The organism is Actinomycetes bacterium (genome assembly GCA_024222295.1).
In the GTDB taxonomy this organism is placed as follows: domain Bacteria; phylum Actinomycetota; class Acidimicrobiia; order Acidimicrobiales; family Microtrichaceae; genus JAAEPF01.
Window position 1 is genome coordinate 56912 of record JAAEPF010000034.1, and the last position, 18099, is coordinate 75010.

Here is an 18099-nt window from a genome sequence, read left to right on the forward strand (position 1 = left end):
CAGCGCCGTGCCCCGCCGGCTAGACGAGGGGTATGTATCCCGGCACCTGGCGGTGCGGCGTGTCCAGGTAGACCTTCGCCTCGGGTGAGCCGCCGAGGCGGCCATGGCTCCACCGGATCTCGACGTGACCGACCACCTCCACGCTGCCGCCTTGCCCGGAGTCGTCGCGTGCCGACATGGCAGCCGACCAGGTGACCTGCGGTTGTCCGGCCGCCTGCGGGCCGATCTCGAAGTCGTCGAGCTGCCACGCCTGGTTCCAGTCCCACGGGGTCGCCACGCGCAACCGCAGTGATTCGCCCCGGCCGGTGCCGAGCACGAAGTAGGGCGTCGCCGAGAGCCGCAGCAGCCTCCAGAGCATGGAACGCCTCTCGCGGTCGGTGCCGAGTGCGGAGTTCCACCGTTGCGCGGACACTCTGGAGACCACCTCGGCGAGTTCGGCGTAGGCGATCGCTGTGTCGGGCGAGGTCACCTCGCGGGCCTGCGCGAGCTGTCGGCGCTGCACCGTGTCGAGATCGCCGACCCTCTCGGGGAGCTGCTCTCCGCCCTCAACCAGCCGGCGTACCGCCTGGTAGTGCGCCTGGTGTTCGGCGGGTGCGACCTCGGCGAACCAGTCGCCGCTGCGCTGGCCCGCGGCACCTGTGAGGCAACGGTCGAACAAGGCCGAGGGAGACGCGTTGTGAAGCACCTTGGATGCGTACTTGCAGCTCACCAGGTACACGTGGTCGATCCGCAGGTCAGCGGGCACTGCGTGGTCGGCGGGGTCGCGGTGACTGCCCTTCCATTCGATCGCCACCGGATGGCGGTCCCGCAGGCCGTCGGTGGCGCGCAACAGTGCCCGGCCGTTGTTGAATGCGGCCAGGAACTCACCTTCGTGGTTGCGGTCAGCGAAGGCGCCGCGCAGCCGGTCCCAGGTGCCGTCGTCGACGTTGCGGAGCTCGGGTGGCGCCTTGGCACCCGCTAGCGCCGCCTGCGGGTCGTCGTCGCCGAGCGTGCCGAGACCCGTGACGATCTCGGTGATCTCGGTGCGAAGCGACGCCATGTCGAGATCATGCCCCAGGTAAGGTCGGCGGCGTGCCAACCACCCAAGAGATGATCGCGGCGGTCGAGGCCTACACCGCCGCCCACACTGCCGGCGACGTGGAGGCGATAGTCGCCCTGTTCGCGCCCGACGCCGTCGTGGCCGACCCGATCCACGAGCCGGCCCACGTCGGCACCGACTCCATCAGGGCGTTCTTCACCGGTACCCACCAGTTGGCCGACTCACTCGACCTCCAGCTCACCGGACCGGTTCGCGCAGTCGACAGGTTCGTGGCCTTCCCGATGCGTGCCGTTTCCACGATCGGGGAGATGAAGGTGGCAGTCGACATCATCGACGTGATGACCTTCCGAGACGACGGCCTGATCGGCGACATGAAGGCCTACTGGGACCCGGCAGCGATCACCCCGGTCGACTGACAGGGCGGCTCTGGCGCGTGCACCGTTTGGATCGGCCGAGGCGACTCGTAGGCCTGTCTTAGCCGTCAGCACCGCCGGTTCCCGGCAGAAGGGCAGGCCGATGAACGGAGCCGAAGCACTCGTGTTGTCACTCGAGCGGGCCGGAGTAGAGCGAATCTTCGGCATCCCCGGCGAGGAGAACATCCACGTCGTCGAGGCCATGCGGACTTCTTCGATCGAGTTGGTGCTCACCCGCCACGAGCAAGCGGCCGGCTTCATGGCTGCCACGCACGGACGGCTCACCAGACGGGTGGGTGTGTGCATGTCGACGCTGGGACCGGGTGCGACCAACCTCGTCACGGCGGCTGCCTACGCGCAGTTGGGTGGGTTTCCCATGCTGATGATCACCGGTCAGAAGCCGATCGGTCGATCCAAGCAGGGTCGCTTCCAGATCCTCGACGTGTGCTCGATGATGTAGCCGCTCTGCAACTTCACACGCCGCGTCGAGTCCGGGTGCGAAGCTGCAACGTCGACTCGACGGTCAACGGCGCGACGCGCAGCGACAAGGGCGCCCCGAACGCCGCGGTCGTGTGGCCCGGAGCTGACGGGAATGACCAGGTTGCGGTGGTGGAGCTCACCTCCGCCAGCTACGACGCGGGTGCTGCCACGGCCGCCTACGGCTCCGAGGCCCTCGGGGGTGACCATGACCGACTCAGCGGGTTCGGCTACGCCGCAACGCTGCCGACGGGTGAGGAATTGGCGCCGGTGAGTTTGTTCATCGACAGCCTCACCGAGATCGAGAAGTGCTACCTGACGGTTCACAACAACACCAGGGACGACTTCAAAGTCGTGTCCAGCGTCGACACTGGCGTGTTTCCGCACTGGCCTGACACGATCGCCGCCGGCACGACAGCGAACATGTACTCGAGGGCCTTGCTGATCATCCACCCGTGCAACGGTGAGGCCCTGTACCAGGCTGACGGTGGCGGCGAGTTCGGTTACACGTGGAACAACCCGGTGACCGGTTCGAACGAATGGTCGTACTACTGAACTGACGGCTACGACTGCTACTCGCAGAACGACGAGAACGACTCGAGCCTCAAGAACGTGCTGTGGATCTGCGACAAGGGCGGCGACTGCGCCACGGCTGCCGCCGGTCAGAAGATGGGTGTCGGCACGGTCCCGTCCACGACGTCAGCGGACCACTCGCAGGTGAACCAGCAGATCACCGACTAGTTGCAGCTCGCCCCTGGCCTTCCCAGCGTCGAGATCGCGCGGCATGTAGTGCAGCGCTCCACCCGCGACCCGGGTGCCGTGGCGCTGCGGTTCGCGAGGGTGCGCCAATGCCGCGCCGACAGTGCACCGGAGCAGGCCGACTCCATCGAGGCTGTCCAGGCCCTCCGGTCCTGAGGCGTCCAGGCACTATTCGGAGGAGATTGCGTCGAGCATCTCGAGTCGCCTTGCCCGGCGAGCCGGGAGGATCGCTGACAGGACCCCGAGCAGTGCGGCCGCGACCGTTATCACGACCAGTTGCAGCCACGGCAGCTTGAGGGTGAGCAGTCCGGGGTCGTCAGCGGAGATCGCGAACGCGAGGGCGACGGCAAACAGGATTCCGATCACCATGCCGAGCAAGGTTCCGAACACGGCGATGATCGCCGCCTCGGTGCGGACGGTCCATCCGAGCTGGCGCCTCGACATGCCGACGGCGCGCAACAGGCCGAACTCGCGGGTGCGCTCCAGCACCGACAACGAGAGCGTGTTGGCGACCCCGATCAGGGCGATGATCACGGCCAGCGCCAGCAGTCCGTAGAGCACGGTGACGAACAGGTCGATCGGGGCGGTCTGCGACTCGATGAACTCCTCGACGTCCTGGATCACCACGTCTGGGCGGCTGTCCACCATCTCCTCGAGGTCTGCCTTCACCGTGGCGCGTACTTCGTCGTCGTCTTCGGTGGATACGTAGACCGCGAAGATCACGTCGAGATTGGGCAACGGATTCGCCTGGATGGTCTCGTTGGAGAGGTAGTAGTTGTCGTCGGGTCCCAGCCCGTCGCTGTAGGTCGCAACGAGGGTGATGTCCTGCACGCCCGTGGAAGCGAAGTACATCGGGATGGTGTCGCCCACCTCCCAGCCGCGCTCCTCGGCCACCTCTGCACGTGCCACGAGGGCGGAGCCGGGTGATGCGGTGGGATCACCCTCGATGTCGCCCATGTCGATCAGGTCGAAGAAGTTCGAGGGCTCGTATCCGTTGGCGAACACACTCTCGCCGTCGGGCACCTCGTCGCTGACCCCGAACTCGCCCCGAGTCGAGTCCTCTGTGGGCACTGTGGTTGTCGTGGCGTCCTCGGCCGCCTTGCGCTTTGCCTCTTCGTCGAGCAGGACCACGGCGCTGAACCGGACCGGTGAGGTCTCCTCGACCCCGTCGATCGAGTTGGCGCCGTCGACCAACCCGGGAGGTACGCCGAGGTTGGAGAAGTTGCCTGCGCTCGCGATGAAGTCGACGTCGCCGAGAGCTGACTCGATCTCCTCGGTGACGCTGGCCTTGACCGTGTTGGCGAGCACTGCGATAACCACGACCAGGGTCACGCCGACGGTGAGGGCGGCCGCTGTCACCGCTGTGCGCCGCGGGTTGCGCGCGGCGTTCTCCGCGGCGAGGCGCCCGGTCACGCTGCCGCTGCGGGTCAGCGGCCAGGCAAGCGCCATGCTCGCCGGACGCGCGAGCAGCGGGCCGAGGATCACGGCCACCGACACGAGTATGAACAGCAGGCCTGCGCCCACGAGGTAGAGCGGGCTGTCAACTGAGTCAGTCAGGCCGAGGGCCGCCAGCACGATGCCACCGAACAACAGCAGGCTTCCCCAGACCTTTCGCGGTGTGGATACCCCGCTGCGGTCTATGCCGACCTCGGCGAGCGCTGCCATGGGGCTGATACGTGACGCGCGGATGGCCGGAATAACCGCTGAAACGGATGTGACGCCGATGCCCACGACGAAGGCCAGAACGAGCGTCGACCCTGTCGGGAAGGCGAGGCCGCTCTCGACGCTCACGAAGGTGCCCGTCAGCGCCTTGATCGCCGTCGCCAGCAGTGAGCCACCGATGAGTCCGATCGCTGACGCAAACAGGCCGATGATCACCGCCTCCACCAGCGTGGCGACGACCACCTGCCGACGCTTCGCCCCGATGGCCCGCAGCAGGGCGGTTTCACGCGTGCGCTGGGCCACGATTATCGAGAACGTGTTGTAGATGATGAACGCCGCCACCACGAGCGCAATCACTCCGAACACCGACACGACCGTGGTGAGGATGCCCACGAACTGGGCGACCTGTTCGGAGTTTTCCTCGGTCCACTCCTCGCCGGTCAGCACCTGCGTGTCCGGCGCCGCGTCGGCCAGCGACTCGGCGAGTTCCTGTTGTGAGACGCCTTCGGCGGCACCCGCAGCCACGTAGCTGTACTGTCCCGGCGCACCTGACAGCTGCTGCGCGACCTCTTCGGTGAAGTAGAGCGGCTTGGCCCCCGAGAACTGGTCGCCTTCCTCACCCAGGCCGAGGATGCCCACGAGCTCGAACTCGGCTTGGGTGTCCTGGCCCACGACCTCGACGGTGTCGCCGATGGACCAGCCGTTGTCCTCGGCGGTCCTGAAGTCCATCGCCAGCTGGTCCGGTTGCGTGGGACCCTCGCCGTCGACGAGCACGCCGGGTCGGATCGGGTCGTCGATCCAATTGAACACGAGGGTTGGCGGCCCGAATCCGGAGTTGATCACCTTGCCGTCGGGTCCGACCAGCGCCACTGTCGATGCCTCGACAATGCCGTACGCGGCGCGCACACCGTCAGCGGATCGGGCTTCCTCGACGACCGACTCGTCCACGGGTGGGCGGAGTTCGCCAAGGGGGAACTCCTGCACATCAGGCGAACGAACGACGGCGTCGTAGCCCTTATATACGTCTGAGATCAGCGAGTCGATCGATTCGTTGAGTACTCCGGCGAGGATCTGCGTGCCGGTGAGGAACGCGATGCCGAGGATGACGGCCAGGCCGGTGGTGACGAGCCTGCGCTTGCGCGCCATCAGCTCCTTGAACGCTACGCGTAGCATCGCAGGGCCCTCAGGCGCCGAGGTGCTTCATGTAGTCCAGGACACCCTCGGCCGTGGGTTGGATCATCTCGTCGACGATCTTGCCGTCAGCGAGGAACACCACGCGGTCGGCCCATGCGGCGGCTACCGGGTCGTGGGTGACCATCACGATGGTCTGGCCCAACTCGTCGACCGCCGAGCGCATGAAGTGCAGTATCTCGGAGCCGGAGCGGGAGTCGAGGTTGCCGGTGGGCTCGTCGGCGAAGATGATCTCCGGGCGTCCAGCCAGGGCACGTGCCACCGCGACGCGCTGTTGTTGGCCGCCGGACAACTCGCTCGGGCGGTGTGACAGCCGGTCGCCCAGCCTCACGGTCGACACGACCGTGTCGAGCCACTGTTGGTCGGGCTTGCGCCCTGCCAGGTCCATCGGCAGCGTGATGTTCTCCTCGGCCGACAGGGTCGGGATCAGGTTGAAGGCCTGGAACACGAAACCAACCGTGTCGCGTCGCAGTTCGGTCAGGTCCGAGTCGCTCAGGGTGTCGAGGTAGGTCTCGCCGATGAACACGCGGCCCTCGGTCAATCGGTCGAGCCCGGCCAGGCAGTGCATCAGCGTCGACTTGCCGGACCCCGACGGCCCCATGATCGCCGTGAAGCGCGAGCGCTCGAATGTGGCGGTGACTCCATCAAGAGCATGCACCACCGCCTCACCCTCGCCGTAGTCCTTGCGGGCGTCGGTGGCGCCCGCGGCGATGGCTGTTGGTGCGGCGGATTGGGTCAATCCCTCTTGGGACAAGGTTCTGCTCCGGAATCGGGGACGCGGTCATCCAGACCCTAATGGTGAACCGGGGTCAGGCACTCAGCGCGTTCGCCGGAAGTGACCCCTGCAACAGGTTGCTCAGTTGCGTTCGGGATCCCACACGCGATCCGAGAGGGCGGGCACGGATGCGACGGCCCAACGCGCGAACGGCCTCAGTTCCCCGCGTCTCAGCTGCCGGGCAAGCCCGAGCAGCGCCTTCGCCTCCGGGTGTCGGCGCAATCGCGCAGCCGCCACCCCGCCGATGGTGGCGTAGCGGGCGAGCAGGTCCACGTCGGGGATTGGCGAGTCGCTGAGCATGTCCACGGCGTCCAGCGCCCAGCGCAGGCGCTGGCCGTCGTCGGCCGGCGCGGGATCGCGGGGTCGGTCGAACCAGTCCACCAGAGCCTCCGGCGTGCGCGCACTGCGTGCCGGGCTGCCTTCCGGGTCCGTTGGGAGCGGGCCGCCGGACGGGTGCTCAGATGAGGTGAAGGTGGTCGACTCGACCCAGTGGGTCAGGTCTATCGGAGCGTCGGCCTCGACTTCGCGGAGCTGGTCCGCCCGGGCCACGAATGCTCCGGGCCTGGAGTTGCGAGGAGCGGGCAGCACTTCCGAGAGGGTGCCATCGCCGTGGTGCTGGGCCCCACCGCAGAAGACGACGTCGGCGCCGGTGCGGTCCGCGAGCATGGCGCAGCGCGCCAGCCACTGCGGCCGGGCCGTCGTGCCGGCATCGATCACGCTGACCCACTCGCCCCGGCAGGCGGACAGTCCGGCGCCGAAGTCGTGGTCATCAGCGGTCGACACGATGCGCACACGCCTGTCTGCCACCGTGCGAACCGCGTCGATGGTGCGATCCGTGGAGCCGCCGTCGGCGACGACGACCTCCAGGTCGGAGAACGTCTGCGCCAGCACCGAGACGGTCGCGCGGCCCACATCGTCGGCTCGGTCCCTGACGGGCAGCAGGATACTGAAACGCGGACTCACGCTTCCATTGTGAATCCCCCTACGCAGCGTGGCGCGGATGCCACGGTCGTAGGAGCGTTCTGTCTCAGGCGCGGAGTTCCATCCGGTAGACCGCGACGTTGTCGTTCTGGTCGAGCAGTTGGAGCTCTAGCGCATCGCCGAGCTCGTCCAGGGACCACAGGTGGCCGTACTCGGGCTGCTCGTCGACCCAAACAAGGCACGCAGCTCGGGTCTCCAGCGAATCGATCAGCTCGGGCAGGTCGTCGACCTTCTCGTTGGACTCCAGCCCGGTCTCGCGGGGGCTCCACTGCGGCCCGACTGCCGGATACAGCGCGTTGGGCAGGTTGGAGTACACGTCGCAATCCTCGGGCAGCGCTTCGAGGGCCGGGTTGGCCCGGACTTGCACGAAACGGTCCGACTCGTAGTTGCCGAGGAAGAACGCGTCGCCTGCGGCGAAGGTGACCGCGGCATACAGGCCCACCGCCACGTTGGCGACCGCCCAGATGTGCGCCACGGCAGAGCCGCGCGCCGCCCACTTGCGCCCGGCCTCGCCGTCGATGCGGCCGAGTTGGGAGATGAGCAGCAGGGCCAGCGCTATCAGGGAGAAGTAGGCAGGGTTCAGCAGGCGCAACTCGAGCTGGTTGAGCGCCGTCGTGGAGCGCACGTAGAGCATGTAGGTGAGGTAGCCGAATGCCTGCACGGCCAGCAGTCCGCTGGGGCGGCCGATCCACGTCAGGAACCGACGCGCAGGCGTGTCGAACTGGCTGCTTCGTCCGCCGGCGGTCAGCACGCGCCAACCGAGCCACACCGCTATCAGCAGCACGACTCCGCCGACCGCCGCCCAGAAGTACTTCGCCCCGTCGGCCACTCCCGGCAGCACCCAACGACCCATGGCCCCGAGGATGTCGAAACCGTTGTCGATCGGGCCGCGTGCGGATGGCATGCGCTCGCCGGTGAACGTGCCGTCGATGGCCCTGTTGCGGAACATCCAGATGACAGGCAGGACGATCGCCGCGAGGCCGTACGTGATCCCCGACATGAGGCGGGCGCCGAATCGGCGCCGTATGTCGAAAAGCAACCACAGCCCGCCGAGCCCGATCAGGTATACCGACACATACCTCAGCATGAAGCCGAGCCAGATCAGGCCTGCTGCGGCGAACAGCCACTTGCGCGCTCCGCTGTCGTGGAAGTTCATGAGGCTCAGCAGCCATGCCATCACGACCACGGCAAAGGCGAGGTCGGTCATCAGGAGGTGACCGAACCCGATGGTCGAGCCTCCGAGGCCGATCACGGCCGTGCCGAGCAGGACCAGTCGGTCCTGTGGCACGACTCGCCTCAACAGGCGGTATCCGACCGGGACCGCGACTGCGGCCGTGATGGCGTTGAGCAGTATTGCCGCGCCGATCGTGCCGAGCGGCGTGACCCGGGCCACGAGGGCCATGAGTGCGGGCCACAGCGGCGGCCAGATGGTGAGGGGGTCCTCGAGGAAGTACCCGAGGCCGTCTCCGGCGAGGATCGAGTCGGCGATGGCGCGGTAGCCGACGCCGTCGTCCCCCGAGGCGATGCCACTCGCGTTGGCCAGCAGCACCAGGAGGAAGGAGCCGAGCGCGATCCACTTGACCCAGCGGGCCGACTCGGCCGCCTCGTCGCGCCCGGCGCGAGGTGCCGTTGGTGGGTCCGTAGGTCGCGATCCGCTCAGCAGTGACGCACGGGCACTGGCATCAGGGTCGATCTGCTCGCTGTCCGCCACCCTGACAGTGTCAGCCGTCACTCTCGGGCTGCACAAGTCGAGTCCGGGTGTGTCGGCGTCGCTCGTAGTATTGGTGCCGTGAACTGTCCGTCCTGCTCCGAGCCCAATGAGGATCGGGCCCGTTTCTGCTCCAACTGCGGCCAACCGCTCACCGGTGGCGTAGAGGAACGGCGCGTTGTGACGGTGCTGTTCGCGGACCTCGTGGGATTCACGACACTCTCGGAGCACCGCGATCCCGAAGCGGTGAAGCGGGTGGTCGACGGAGCCTTCGAGCGCCTCGTGCGCGACGTGACGAGTTTCGGTGGCAAGGTCGACAAGATCGTGGGCGACGCCATCGTTGCCCTGTTCGGTGCCCCGGTCGCGCACGAAGATGATGCGGAGCGGGCGGTGCGCGCGGCGTTGCGCATGCAGGAGACCCTCAACTCATACGGGGCCGAGGCGGGCATAGACATCCGCATGCGGGTAGGGGTCAACACCGGCGAGGTACTCGTGGGAGCGCTGCGCGCAGGCGGGGACTACACGGCGATGGGTGACGTGGTGAACCTCGCCTCGAGGTTGCAGACGGCAGCCTCTCCCGGGCAGGTCGTGGTCGGAGACGCCACCCACGTGGCAACCGAGGACGCGGTGGCCTACGACGACGGGGGCCGGCTGACCGCGCGTGGGCGCGAGCAGACCGAACGGGTCTGGGTCGCCACCGGCACCCTGCGACCCCCCGGTCCGCGCCGCGGCCTGGTCCAGTCGCCCCTGGTCGGCCGCGACACCGAGCTCAAGATGCTCCTGAACGCGGCGCGGGGCTCGATCCGCCACGAGCGAGCCGAGGTGATCGTGCTCGTCGGCGAAGCCGGGGTGGGCAAGACCCGCCTCGCGCAGGAGGTCGCCGACACGCTCGCTGCCGAGGACGGTGTGGCGGTGTTCGAGGGCAGATGCCTTCCCTATGGCGAGGTCAACCCGTGGTGGCCGATCGCCGAGGTGCTGCGTGCCGCCCTGGGGCTCGAGGCCGGCGACTCACTCGACCATGCGCTGGCGGTCACTTCGGAGTCGGTCCGTGCTGCTATCCCCGATGATGCTGCCGAGGCCGACGCCGTGGTCGAAGGGCTGCTGCACATCATGGGTCACGAAGGCGCGTTGCGTGGCCTCGACGGCACCGCCGCTCGCGCCGAGGGGGCGCGGGCGATGCTTGCGTTCCTCGAGGCCCGGCTGCAACGAGGGCCGCTGCTGATCCGCATCGCTGATCTCCACTGGGCCGACGAGGCGGTGTACGAAGTCATCGACGAGATCCTGACCCGCATGGCGCGCCAGCCCCTGGTGCTCGTTGCCACCGCCCGCAGGTCGTTGCAGAGCCGGTGGGCTCCCACCACTGGCCGCTTCAACAGCGTGATGCTGAACATCGACCCACTCGACCGGGCATCGGTGGCGTCGCTTCTGGAGCACCTGACCGAGGGAGGGCTCGACGAGCAGTCGGCTGACCTCCTCCTTGACCGCAGCGGCGGCAACCCCTTCTACCTCGAGGAGCTTGTGACCCTGGTCCAGGGTGGCGACGAGCTCGACGCGGACGATCGCAAGTCTCCGTTGCCCGAGACGCTGCGTGGCCTGGTGGCCGCCCGGATCGATGCCCTGACACCGGAGGAGCAGGACGTGTTGGGCGATGCCGCGATCTGGGGTACGTCGGGTGCGGTGATCGTGCTCGATCGGATCGCTGAGGCTGCCCGGGGTATCCGGTCGGTGGCCGCGCAGGTGTCGAGCCTCGCCGACAAGGATGTGCTGGTGGTCGAGGGGAAGCGGTGGGAGTTCCGCTCCGACCTGATCCGCGAGGTCACGTACTCGAGGCTCACCAAGTTGGCGCGGCTGCACGGCCATGCCGGCATCGCCCGCTACCTCGACGATGCCGTCTCAGCGACGTCGGCCGACGATGCAACCGTTGAGGTCGTGGCCCGGCACTTCAGCGAGGCCGCTGCGCTCGCAGCCGACCTTGGCGACGACGACGTCCACGAGCGGCTGGAAGCCAGGACGATCCACTGGATGAACGAGGCTGCCCGTCGCGCAGAGGCGAGTGGGGCCTGGCCGCTGGCCGCAAGGCTGCACGGGCGCGTCCTTGAGTTCTGCCACGACGATCCCGAGGCTCGCTTCCACGCACTCATCGGGCGTTCGACTGCCAATGCCGAGCAATGGGACCCCGATCCGGCCGAGGTCGATGCACGCGAAGCCCTGGTGATCGCAGATGGCATCGGTTCTCCGGCGCTGCGGGCCGAGGCCCTGCAGCGTCTGGCGGCGGCCTACATGCGGGCGGGGGACTGGGAGCGCACCGACGAGAGCCTGGCCGAGGCACTGGAGGTCTACGACAGCCTCGGCGACACCGCCGGCCGCGGTGAGGCGTTGCGCCAACAGGGCCTGTCGATGCTGCTGCGTGGCGACCACCGCGCAGCGGAGGCCCCGATACTCGGCGCGCTCGAGGCCTTCCGCTCCGTGAAGGATCGCCGGGGCGAGGGTTGGGCGTTCCAGAGCCTGGCCTGGATCGCGTTCGGCGATGGCAGGCTGGAGCGAGCCGCCAGCTACATCGAGGCATCGTCCGCCGCTCTCACCGAGGCCGGCGACCGCGGCGGGCTGCAGTGGACCAACGGCTTGGACGCCTTCCTGCGCTTTTCCAGCGGGGACTTCGAGCGCGCCGGCGAACTGGCGCAGCGGGTCCTGATCGAGTCGGAACGCCGCGGCGACCGTTTCGGCATGGGGATGATGCATCTGGTGCTCGGTGGGGTAGAGCTCTGGACGGGTCATCCCCGGGCTGCAGCTACCAGTGCGGAACGTGCTCTCGAGTCCCTCGACAGCCGCACGGATGTGGTCGGGATGGAGCAGGCCCTCGCCCTGTTGGGTCGTGCACGGGTCATGAGTGGCCACCTCGAGTCGGGATTCGCGGCTCTGAGGCGGGCCTTGGACACGAGCATGCAGACATCGATGGACATGGCCGAGACCGTCGCGCTGCTCACCGAAGTGCAGGTCGGCCTGCCGGGAATGGTCCTGGGCGACGAGCTGCCGGCCGGGTGGGAGAACTCTGCGGAGTCGGCGCTGTGGTACCTCCAGTCCGGCCGGCACGAACAGGCGAAGGCAGCCCTGGGCCAGGCAGCGGCTGTATCACCGGGGGATCTGGTGGCCACCGCACTGGCTTCCGCCGCCCTCGGGCGTGCCCAGGATGCGCTCGACCTGGTGGAGAAGCTGGACTCGATGGAGCACGCCACCTACAACGACATGGCATTCGCCGACGTCGTGCGGGCGCTGCTCGATCGCGGAAGCGCTGGGGCGCTGTCGATCGCCAGGGCACGTGACTCCCTGCGCCAGACCGAGGACCGGGTCATGGTGGCGCTGGTCGACCTCGCCGATGCCGTTCGCGGTGACCGCGGAGGGGAGACGTCGCGGACATCGCTGGGCGGGGCCGAGCGCTCGCTTGCCGCCTTGGGCCTCGAGGCAACGCAGTGGCGTGAGGTGTTCGACCAGATCGCTGCCAACGCACCCGCGGTCTCGGGCATCTGAGCGACGCAATCGGGCGACCAGCGTTCAGAAGCGGTCTCTCAGACGGCTGCTAACTACAGCTAGCAGGATGGTTGACGCCCGCGAGTGCGCTTGCTATTGTTAGCACCAGAGTTACTGAAGGCCATCGACAACGAGGCCATCAGGGACCAACCCACGACACCGACACCCCCCGTCGGCAAGGAGAAGAGACCATGAGCACACAGGTGATGGACCGAGTATCCGAGATCCAGGAACAGATCCTCGAATGGATCGACTCCCTCAAGGCCCCGGTGAGCGACACCGTCGGCAAGGTCACCAAGGCCGTGACCGAGCGCGTCGACGTCCCAGCCGTTCCCTTCGCCGAGGAGATCCCTACCCCCAAGGAAGTCATCGACAACCAGGCCAAGTTCGCCTCGAAGCTCGTGACGACCAACAAGGGCGTCGCCCTCGGCGCCGCACGTGCCGCAGCCCCGCTCACCGACACCCTGCTCGACCGCAAGGTCCCGGTGAAGAAGGCTGCCGCCAAGAAAACGAAGGCTGCTGCCTGAAGTTCCCCCAAATAGCCGCCCGACCCCAGCGCCGTAATCCCCTGCGGACCGGTCGGCAGCGGCAGGCCCATCCACTACCCCCCCTCGGTGGGTGAGGCCACAACGGAGGAGGACCCGCCCCCCGGGTCCTCCTCCGTCGCGTTCGGGCCCGGATCGGTGAGCTGTACTCAGCGACCGGAGACGTTGGCGTACTTGCGGTGCTTGCGCTTCAGGAACGGCGCCTCGACCAACCGCCAGGAGAGCTCGGCGAGACCGAACGTGATTGCGTACAGGAACACGGCCGTTATCGCCCAGCCCACCTTGCCGGTGCCGATCGACGGCACCAACGCCACCGGCAGCATGTGCCACAGGTACAGGCCGTAGGAGCGCTTGCCCACGTAGACGAGGAATGGGATCGACATGAATCGTCCGATGTGGGTGGCCGGATTGAAGTGCAGCCAGAGCGCTGCACCGCAAACGCCGAACAGGGCGAGGTTGTATCCGATGCTTCCGAACGGCTCGAAACCTGGGATGCGGCCCGAGCCCAACAGGAACAGGATCACGAGGGCACCGCCCACGGCTCCGGCAATGCTGATCTGGCGCTTGCGCTGCGGGGTGATGGGGAACATGCCCCGACGCACGATTGCCAGCAGGCAGCCCATCACGAGCACGTCGAAACGCATCACCGAGAACCGCCACAGCACCTTTGCCCAATAGGGGTAGGGGTCGGCGTCGGTGAAGTCGCGGTGGAAGTCGACTCCGGCGATGCCGGCCGAGAGCCGCACACCCATCCAGAACGCGATGAACACGCCGCTGACGATCAGGAGGGTGCGCTGGGACCTTGCCTTCGACACTCCCCAGATGAGGGCGATGGGCCAGAAGAAGTAGAACCACTCCTCGACCGACAGCGTCCAGATGTGCAACAGCAGCCGCTCGCCGTCTCCGAACCCGAAGAAGCCGAGGAAGAGCTGGTACGAGTAGAGAGCGGCCGCGCCGATCTCGACGAACACGTCGGTGTAGCCCTCGTTGTACGCGATCGGCGACAGCAACAGCATGATCCCGAGGAACACGTACATGGCGGGGAACAGCCGCAGGATTCGCCGGTGGTAGAAGCCGCGAAGCGAGATGGCGTCGTCGCGGTTGCGCTCGTCGAGCAACAGGTTGGTGATCAGGAAGCCCGACAGCACGAAGAACCAGTCCACGGTGATCACGCCACCGTGGAGCCACTGGTTGCCGCCGTAGTGGTAGCCCATGACGATCAGCACAGCGAGGGCGCGGATGCCGTCGAGCGCCGGCTCGTACCCCAGTGGCGGCGCGTCGACCTTGATCAGCTCGGTGGGCGAAGCCGTCCTCATCCCACTCCCGGCTTCTCGTTGATCGCAGGTGGGTCGGCGGAGGGGCTGTCGGGATCCTGGGCGGCCAGGTCCAACAACCCGGCGTCGGCGTCGGCGACCACCTTCGCTGCAGCATCGGGAACGGCGGGCGTCGCGGGTCCCTGGAAGCGACCCTTCATGGCGAGGAAGCGCCGCTCGATGAATCGGAAGGACCCCAGCCCGGCGAGTACGCCGAAGAACGAGGCGAGCGACGCGAGCACCAGCTTCTCCAGGCCGTTCGCGTTGTTGATCGCAGGCAGGAACACCAGCAGCGGCAGCACGTGCCACAGGTACACGCCGTAGGCGCGCAGGCCCAGCCAGCTGATCGGCTTCCACTTGGCAGCGCGGCTGTAGAAGGTCTTAGGGCGGAAGTAGGTGTCGAGCACTCCGGGACCGAGCAGCAGCAGGGCCACCTGGTAGGCCGGACCGCCCCACAGCTCGAAGCCCCAGAGGCCGGTGTTGGCTCCGAAGAGCACCGCCGCGAACCATACCCAGCTGATCGGCCCGATCACGGCGAGGAAGCGACGGACGGCGTGGGGTACCGGCCTCGGGATGGCCCGGGCTACGAAAGCGATGAGGCAGCCGTACACGATCATGTCGGGGCGCATGGATGCGAAGCGGTACAGGAACCCCTGCCAGGTCGGATCGTCCTGGTCGATGAACGTGGGGTGCGTCGGGTCGGCGTCGCTCACGATGTACTGGAAGTGGGAGCGCAGGAAGATGAACAGGGCGATGAAGAGCACTGACCCGACGATCAGGCGCATGTCGGTGCGACGGTTGGCCTTGCGCAGCACGAACAGCAGCACGAGGGGCCAGATGAAGTAGAACTGCTCCTCCACTGTGAGGCTCCAGATGTGCCCGATGGCCCCCGAGACAGCCTGTGGATCGGCGGCCGCCACGAAGTTGAACACGTAGAACGCGCCGGAGACGACGTCGACCCACCAGTTGGAGAACTCCGAGGAGTCCTTCACCGCCACGGTTGCGATCACCGCCATGATCGTGAACACAGCCAGCATTGCGTACATGGCGGGGAACAGCCGCAGCACCCGTCTGGTGTAGAAGTTCCGCAGGCTGACCGCACCGTGCTTGTTGCGCTCATCGAGCATCAGGCTCGTGATGAGGAAGCCGCTGGAGACGAAGAACCAGTCGATGACCAGTGGCATGCCGCCCAGGAACGGCGTGAGCTGCGCGTGGTAGAAGACCACGAGCAGCACGAATACCCCGCGTAGGCCGTCAAAGGCGGGGATGTGCCCGAGCGCGGGGGCATCAATGCGGATCAACCGGTTGTTACGGGTGGTCGAAACCGTCGCCATTGCCCTCGCCTGAGCCCAATCGCCCCTCGCCTGCCTTGCCCCGTGGCCTCTCCCCTCAGCCACGACACAAGTCACAACGGTACTGATGGCCCAGTCGCGCTGTCCACCCTCACAGATTGGGTGAAAACCCCGTGAGGGTCAGACGTCCAGGGACTCGCGGTCGACCAGTTCGCTGTTGGCAAGCAGGTACTGGCGTCGGCGGGCGACGTCGCTGCCCATGAGCGTCTCGAACAGATCGGCTGCCGAGGCTGCTTCGGACGCATCATCCATGGTGATCCGCTTCAGGATACGGGTCTCGGGGTCGAGGCATGTGACTGCGAGTTCTTCCACGTCCATCTCGCCGAGGCCCTTGAACCGCACCCACTGCAGGTTCTCGGCCTTGCGGCCGCCCTTGGCGAGCCGGCTGGTGATCTCGTCCTTCTCATCGTCGGAGAAGGCGTGGATCGTGTCATCGCCCACCTTCACCGTGTACAGCGGTGGCTGGGCCGCGAACACCCGGCCTTGCTCGAGCAGCGGTCGCATGTAGTGGTAGAAGAGCGTCAGCAGCAGGCAACGGATGTGTGAGCCATCCACGTCCGCGTCGCACAGGACGATGATCCGCCCGTAGCGGGCATCGTCGAGGTTGAAGTCCCGCCCTGAACCGGCTCCGATCGCGGCGAACAGCGCCTGCGCCTCGGCGTTGTCGATGACCTGCTTCATCGTGGACTTCGAGGCATTGACGACCTTGCCCCGCAGCGGCAGCACCGCCATGGTTTCGGCGTTGCGCCCGGCCTTGGCCGGCCCGGCCGCCGAGTCGCCCTCGACGATGAGCAACTCCGAGTCGAGTCCATGCTTGCGGCAGTCGGCGAGCTTGTCGGGGCGCCCCGCCGAGGTGAGGTTGGCCGCCTTTCGGCGCGCCTCGAGCGCCGCCTTGGTGGAGACCCGATTGACGATCGCGGAGGTGACCTTGTCGCGCAGAGCGTTGATGTGGGTCTTGCGGCCGCCGCCCTCGAGCCAGTTGGCGAAGTTGTTGCGCACCACGTCGTAGACGATCGAACCGATCGGCGGGGTGCCCAACTCCTGTTTGGTCTGGCCCTTGAATTGTGGTTCCGGGAACGTGACCTTGATCGCCGCCACCAGGCCTTCCTGCACATCAGCCTTCTCGGCGCGGTCCTTGTTGGTCTTGGCGAGCTTCGCGAGCTTGCGGTTGTTGGGCACGATCAGCTCGTTGCACACCTTGGTGAGGGCGCGGTCGAAGCCCGCCACGTGGGTGCCACCCTCGGAGGTGGGAATCGTGTTCACGAAACTGTCTATGCGGCTGTCGAAGCTGTTGGTCCAGCGGAGGGCCACGTCGACGGTTACCTCGCGCTCCACCAGGGTCATCTTGCCATCCACCGGCACCTTCTCTTCGAACGTGCCGGTTCCGTGGATCGTGATGACTTCGGTGACCGGCGTGCCGGGATGCATCGCCACGAGGTCAGCGAGCCCGCCCTTCGCCACGAACTCCTCCGACTTCCCGCCCGGACGCTTGTCGACGATGCGCACCTTGAGCCCGGGCACGAGGAAGCACACAAGGGCCGCGTGCTGGCGCACCTCCTCCGGGTCGATGGCCAGGCCGGGGTCGAACACGTCGAAATCGGGCCAGAACCTCACGCGGGTGCCGGTGCGCCGCGCCGGGATCTTCTTGACCTTCTCGAGCGTGGAGCCGGCCGTGAACTTGCCGTTGGCCGCGATCTTGCCGGGAACACGGTCGACAAAGGCCAACCTGTAGGTGTGGCCATCGCGGTCGACCTCCGCCACCAGCTTCGATGCGAGCGCGTTCACGACCGAGGCGCCGACGCCGTGCAGTCCGCCGGAGGAGGAGTAGGCCCCGCCTCCGAACTTGCCGCCTGCGTGCAACTCGGTGAACACGATCTCGAGCGCGGTGCGCTTGCCGTCCTTCTTGCCGGTCGGAATGCCCCGGCCGTTGTCGGCCACCTCGACCGAGCCGTCGCGGTGAAGTGTCACCTCGACCAGGTTGGCGTGGCCCGCGGCAGCCTCATCGACGGAGTTGTCGATCAACTCCCACACGAGGTGGTGCAGCCCTGCGGAACCGGTGCCACCGATGTACATGCCCGGACGCTTGCGTACCGCGTCGAGCCCCTCGAGGAGCTGGATCGACTTCTCGTCGTAGGAGTCACCTGCATTGGTGTCGCCCTTGGCCCTGCCAGGCTTCTTCGCCGGGGCCTTCGCAGCGGGAGCCTTCTTCGCGGACGCCGTCTTCTTCGTGCGCTTCTTGGTGGGCTTCTTGGTGGGCTTCTTGGTGGGGGACTTGCTCGCAGCCATCGTGTGCCCAGTCAAGCACGCGGCACCGACATCGTCGGTTACCGCCGGTCGGGGATTCCCTCGAAACCGCTGG

Annotated in this window: 13 protein-coding genes; 5 read left to right on the top strand and 8 right to left on the bottom strand. The window is 67.2% G+C overall.

Annotation, left to right across the window (positions count from 1 at the left end; all coding sequences use genetic code 11):
- Positions 1-19 precede the first annotated feature (19 nt).
- Entirely contained in the window at positions 20-1039 is a 1020-nt protein-coding gene (locus tag GY812_12915; GenBank protein MCP4436379.1) for a hypothetical protein, read from the bottom strand.
- Positions 1040-1071: 32 nt separating this feature from the next.
- Between GY812_12915 and GY812_12920 the strand changes: the two genes are divergently transcribed.
- The 3 genes from GY812_12920 to GY812_12930 all read left to right on the top strand — a co-directional run bounded on the left by GY812_12920 (position 1072) and on the right by GY812_12930 (position 2484).
- Positions 1072-1455, top strand: a complete 384-nt coding sequence (locus tag GY812_12920) for a steroid delta-isomerase (protein ID MCP4436380.1) — start codon at positions 1072-1074, stop codon at positions 1453-1455.
- A gap of 100 nt (positions 1456-1555) precedes the next feature.
- Entirely contained in the window at positions 1556-1912 is a 357-nt protein-coding gene (locus GY812_12925) for a hypothetical protein (protein ID MCP4436381.1), read from the top strand.
- Positions 1897-2484 (top strand): hypothetical protein, encoded by a 588-nt coding sequence (locus GY812_12930; protein MCP4436382.1) that lies wholly within the window; start codon positions 1897-1899, stop codon positions 2482-2484. The genes GY812_12925 and GY812_12930 overlap by 16 nt, the downstream gene beginning before the upstream one ends.
- A gap of 372 nt (positions 2485-2856) precedes the next feature.
- Here the strand turns inward: GY812_12930 and GY812_12935 are convergent, their stop codons facing one another.
- From GY812_12935 to GY812_12950, 4 genes are all read right to left on the bottom strand, one after another.
- Positions 2857-5523 carry an FtsX-like permease family protein gene (locus tag GY812_12935; GenBank protein ID MCP4436383.1) on the bottom strand — a complete coding sequence of 889 codons (2667 nt, stop codon included), beginning with the start codon at positions 5521-5523 and terminating at the stop codon, positions 2857-2859.
- A 10-nt stretch (positions 5524-5533) separates the two neighbouring features.
- Positions 5534-6280, bottom strand: coding sequence for an ABC transporter ATP-binding protein (locus GY812_12940; protein MCP4436384.1), 747 nt, complete (start codon positions 6278-6280; stop codon positions 5534-5536).
- Between the two features lie 117 nt (positions 6281-6397).
- Complete coding sequence (locus GY812_12945; protein ID MCP4436385.1) at positions 6398-7279, bottom strand: glycosyltransferase family 2 protein; 882 nt, start codon at positions 7277-7279, stop codon at positions 6398-6400.
- 64 nt (positions 7280-7343) lie between these two features.
- Positions 7344-9008 carry a hypothetical protein gene (locus tag GY812_12950; GenBank protein MCP4436386.1) on the bottom strand — a complete coding sequence of 555 codons (1665 nt, stop codon included), beginning with the start codon at positions 9006-9008 and terminating at the stop codon, positions 7344-7346.
- A 78-nt stretch (positions 9009-9086) separates the two neighbouring features.
- Here GY812_12950 and GY812_12955 point away from each other — a divergent pair, with 78 nt between their 5' ends.
- Complete coding sequence (locus GY812_12955; protein MCP4436387.1) at positions 9087-12530, top strand: AAA family ATPase; 3444 nt, start codon at positions 9087-9089, stop codon at positions 12528-12530.
- A gap of 191 nt (positions 12531-12721) precedes the next feature.
- Positions 12722-13057, top strand: coding sequence for a hypothetical protein (locus GY812_12960; GenBank protein MCP4436388.1), 336 nt, complete (start codon positions 12722-12724; stop codon positions 13055-13057).
- Between the two features lie 167 nt (positions 13058-13224).
- On the opposite strand, the gene GY812_12965 is transcribed toward GY812_12960, so the two are convergent.
- From GY812_12965 to GY812_12975, 3 genes are all read right to left on the bottom strand, one after another.
- Positions 13225-14391, bottom strand: coding sequence for an acyltransferase (locus tag GY812_12965; protein ID MCP4436389.1), 1167 nt, complete (start codon positions 14389-14391; stop codon positions 13225-13227).
- On the bottom strand, positions 14388-15722 hold the full coding sequence (locus GY812_12970) for an acyltransferase (GenBank protein ID MCP4436390.1): 1335 nt from the start codon (positions 15720-15722) through the stop codon (positions 14388-14390). The genes GY812_12965 and GY812_12970 overlap by 4 nt, the downstream gene beginning before the upstream one ends.
- 138 nt (positions 15723-15860) lie before the next feature.
- A complete protein-coding gene (locus tag GY812_12975) occupies positions 15861-18026 on the bottom strand; it encodes a DNA topoisomerase IV subunit B (protein ID MCP4436391.1) in 2166 nt (721 codons plus the stop codon).
- Between the last annotated feature and the right edge of the window lie 73 nt (positions 18027-18099).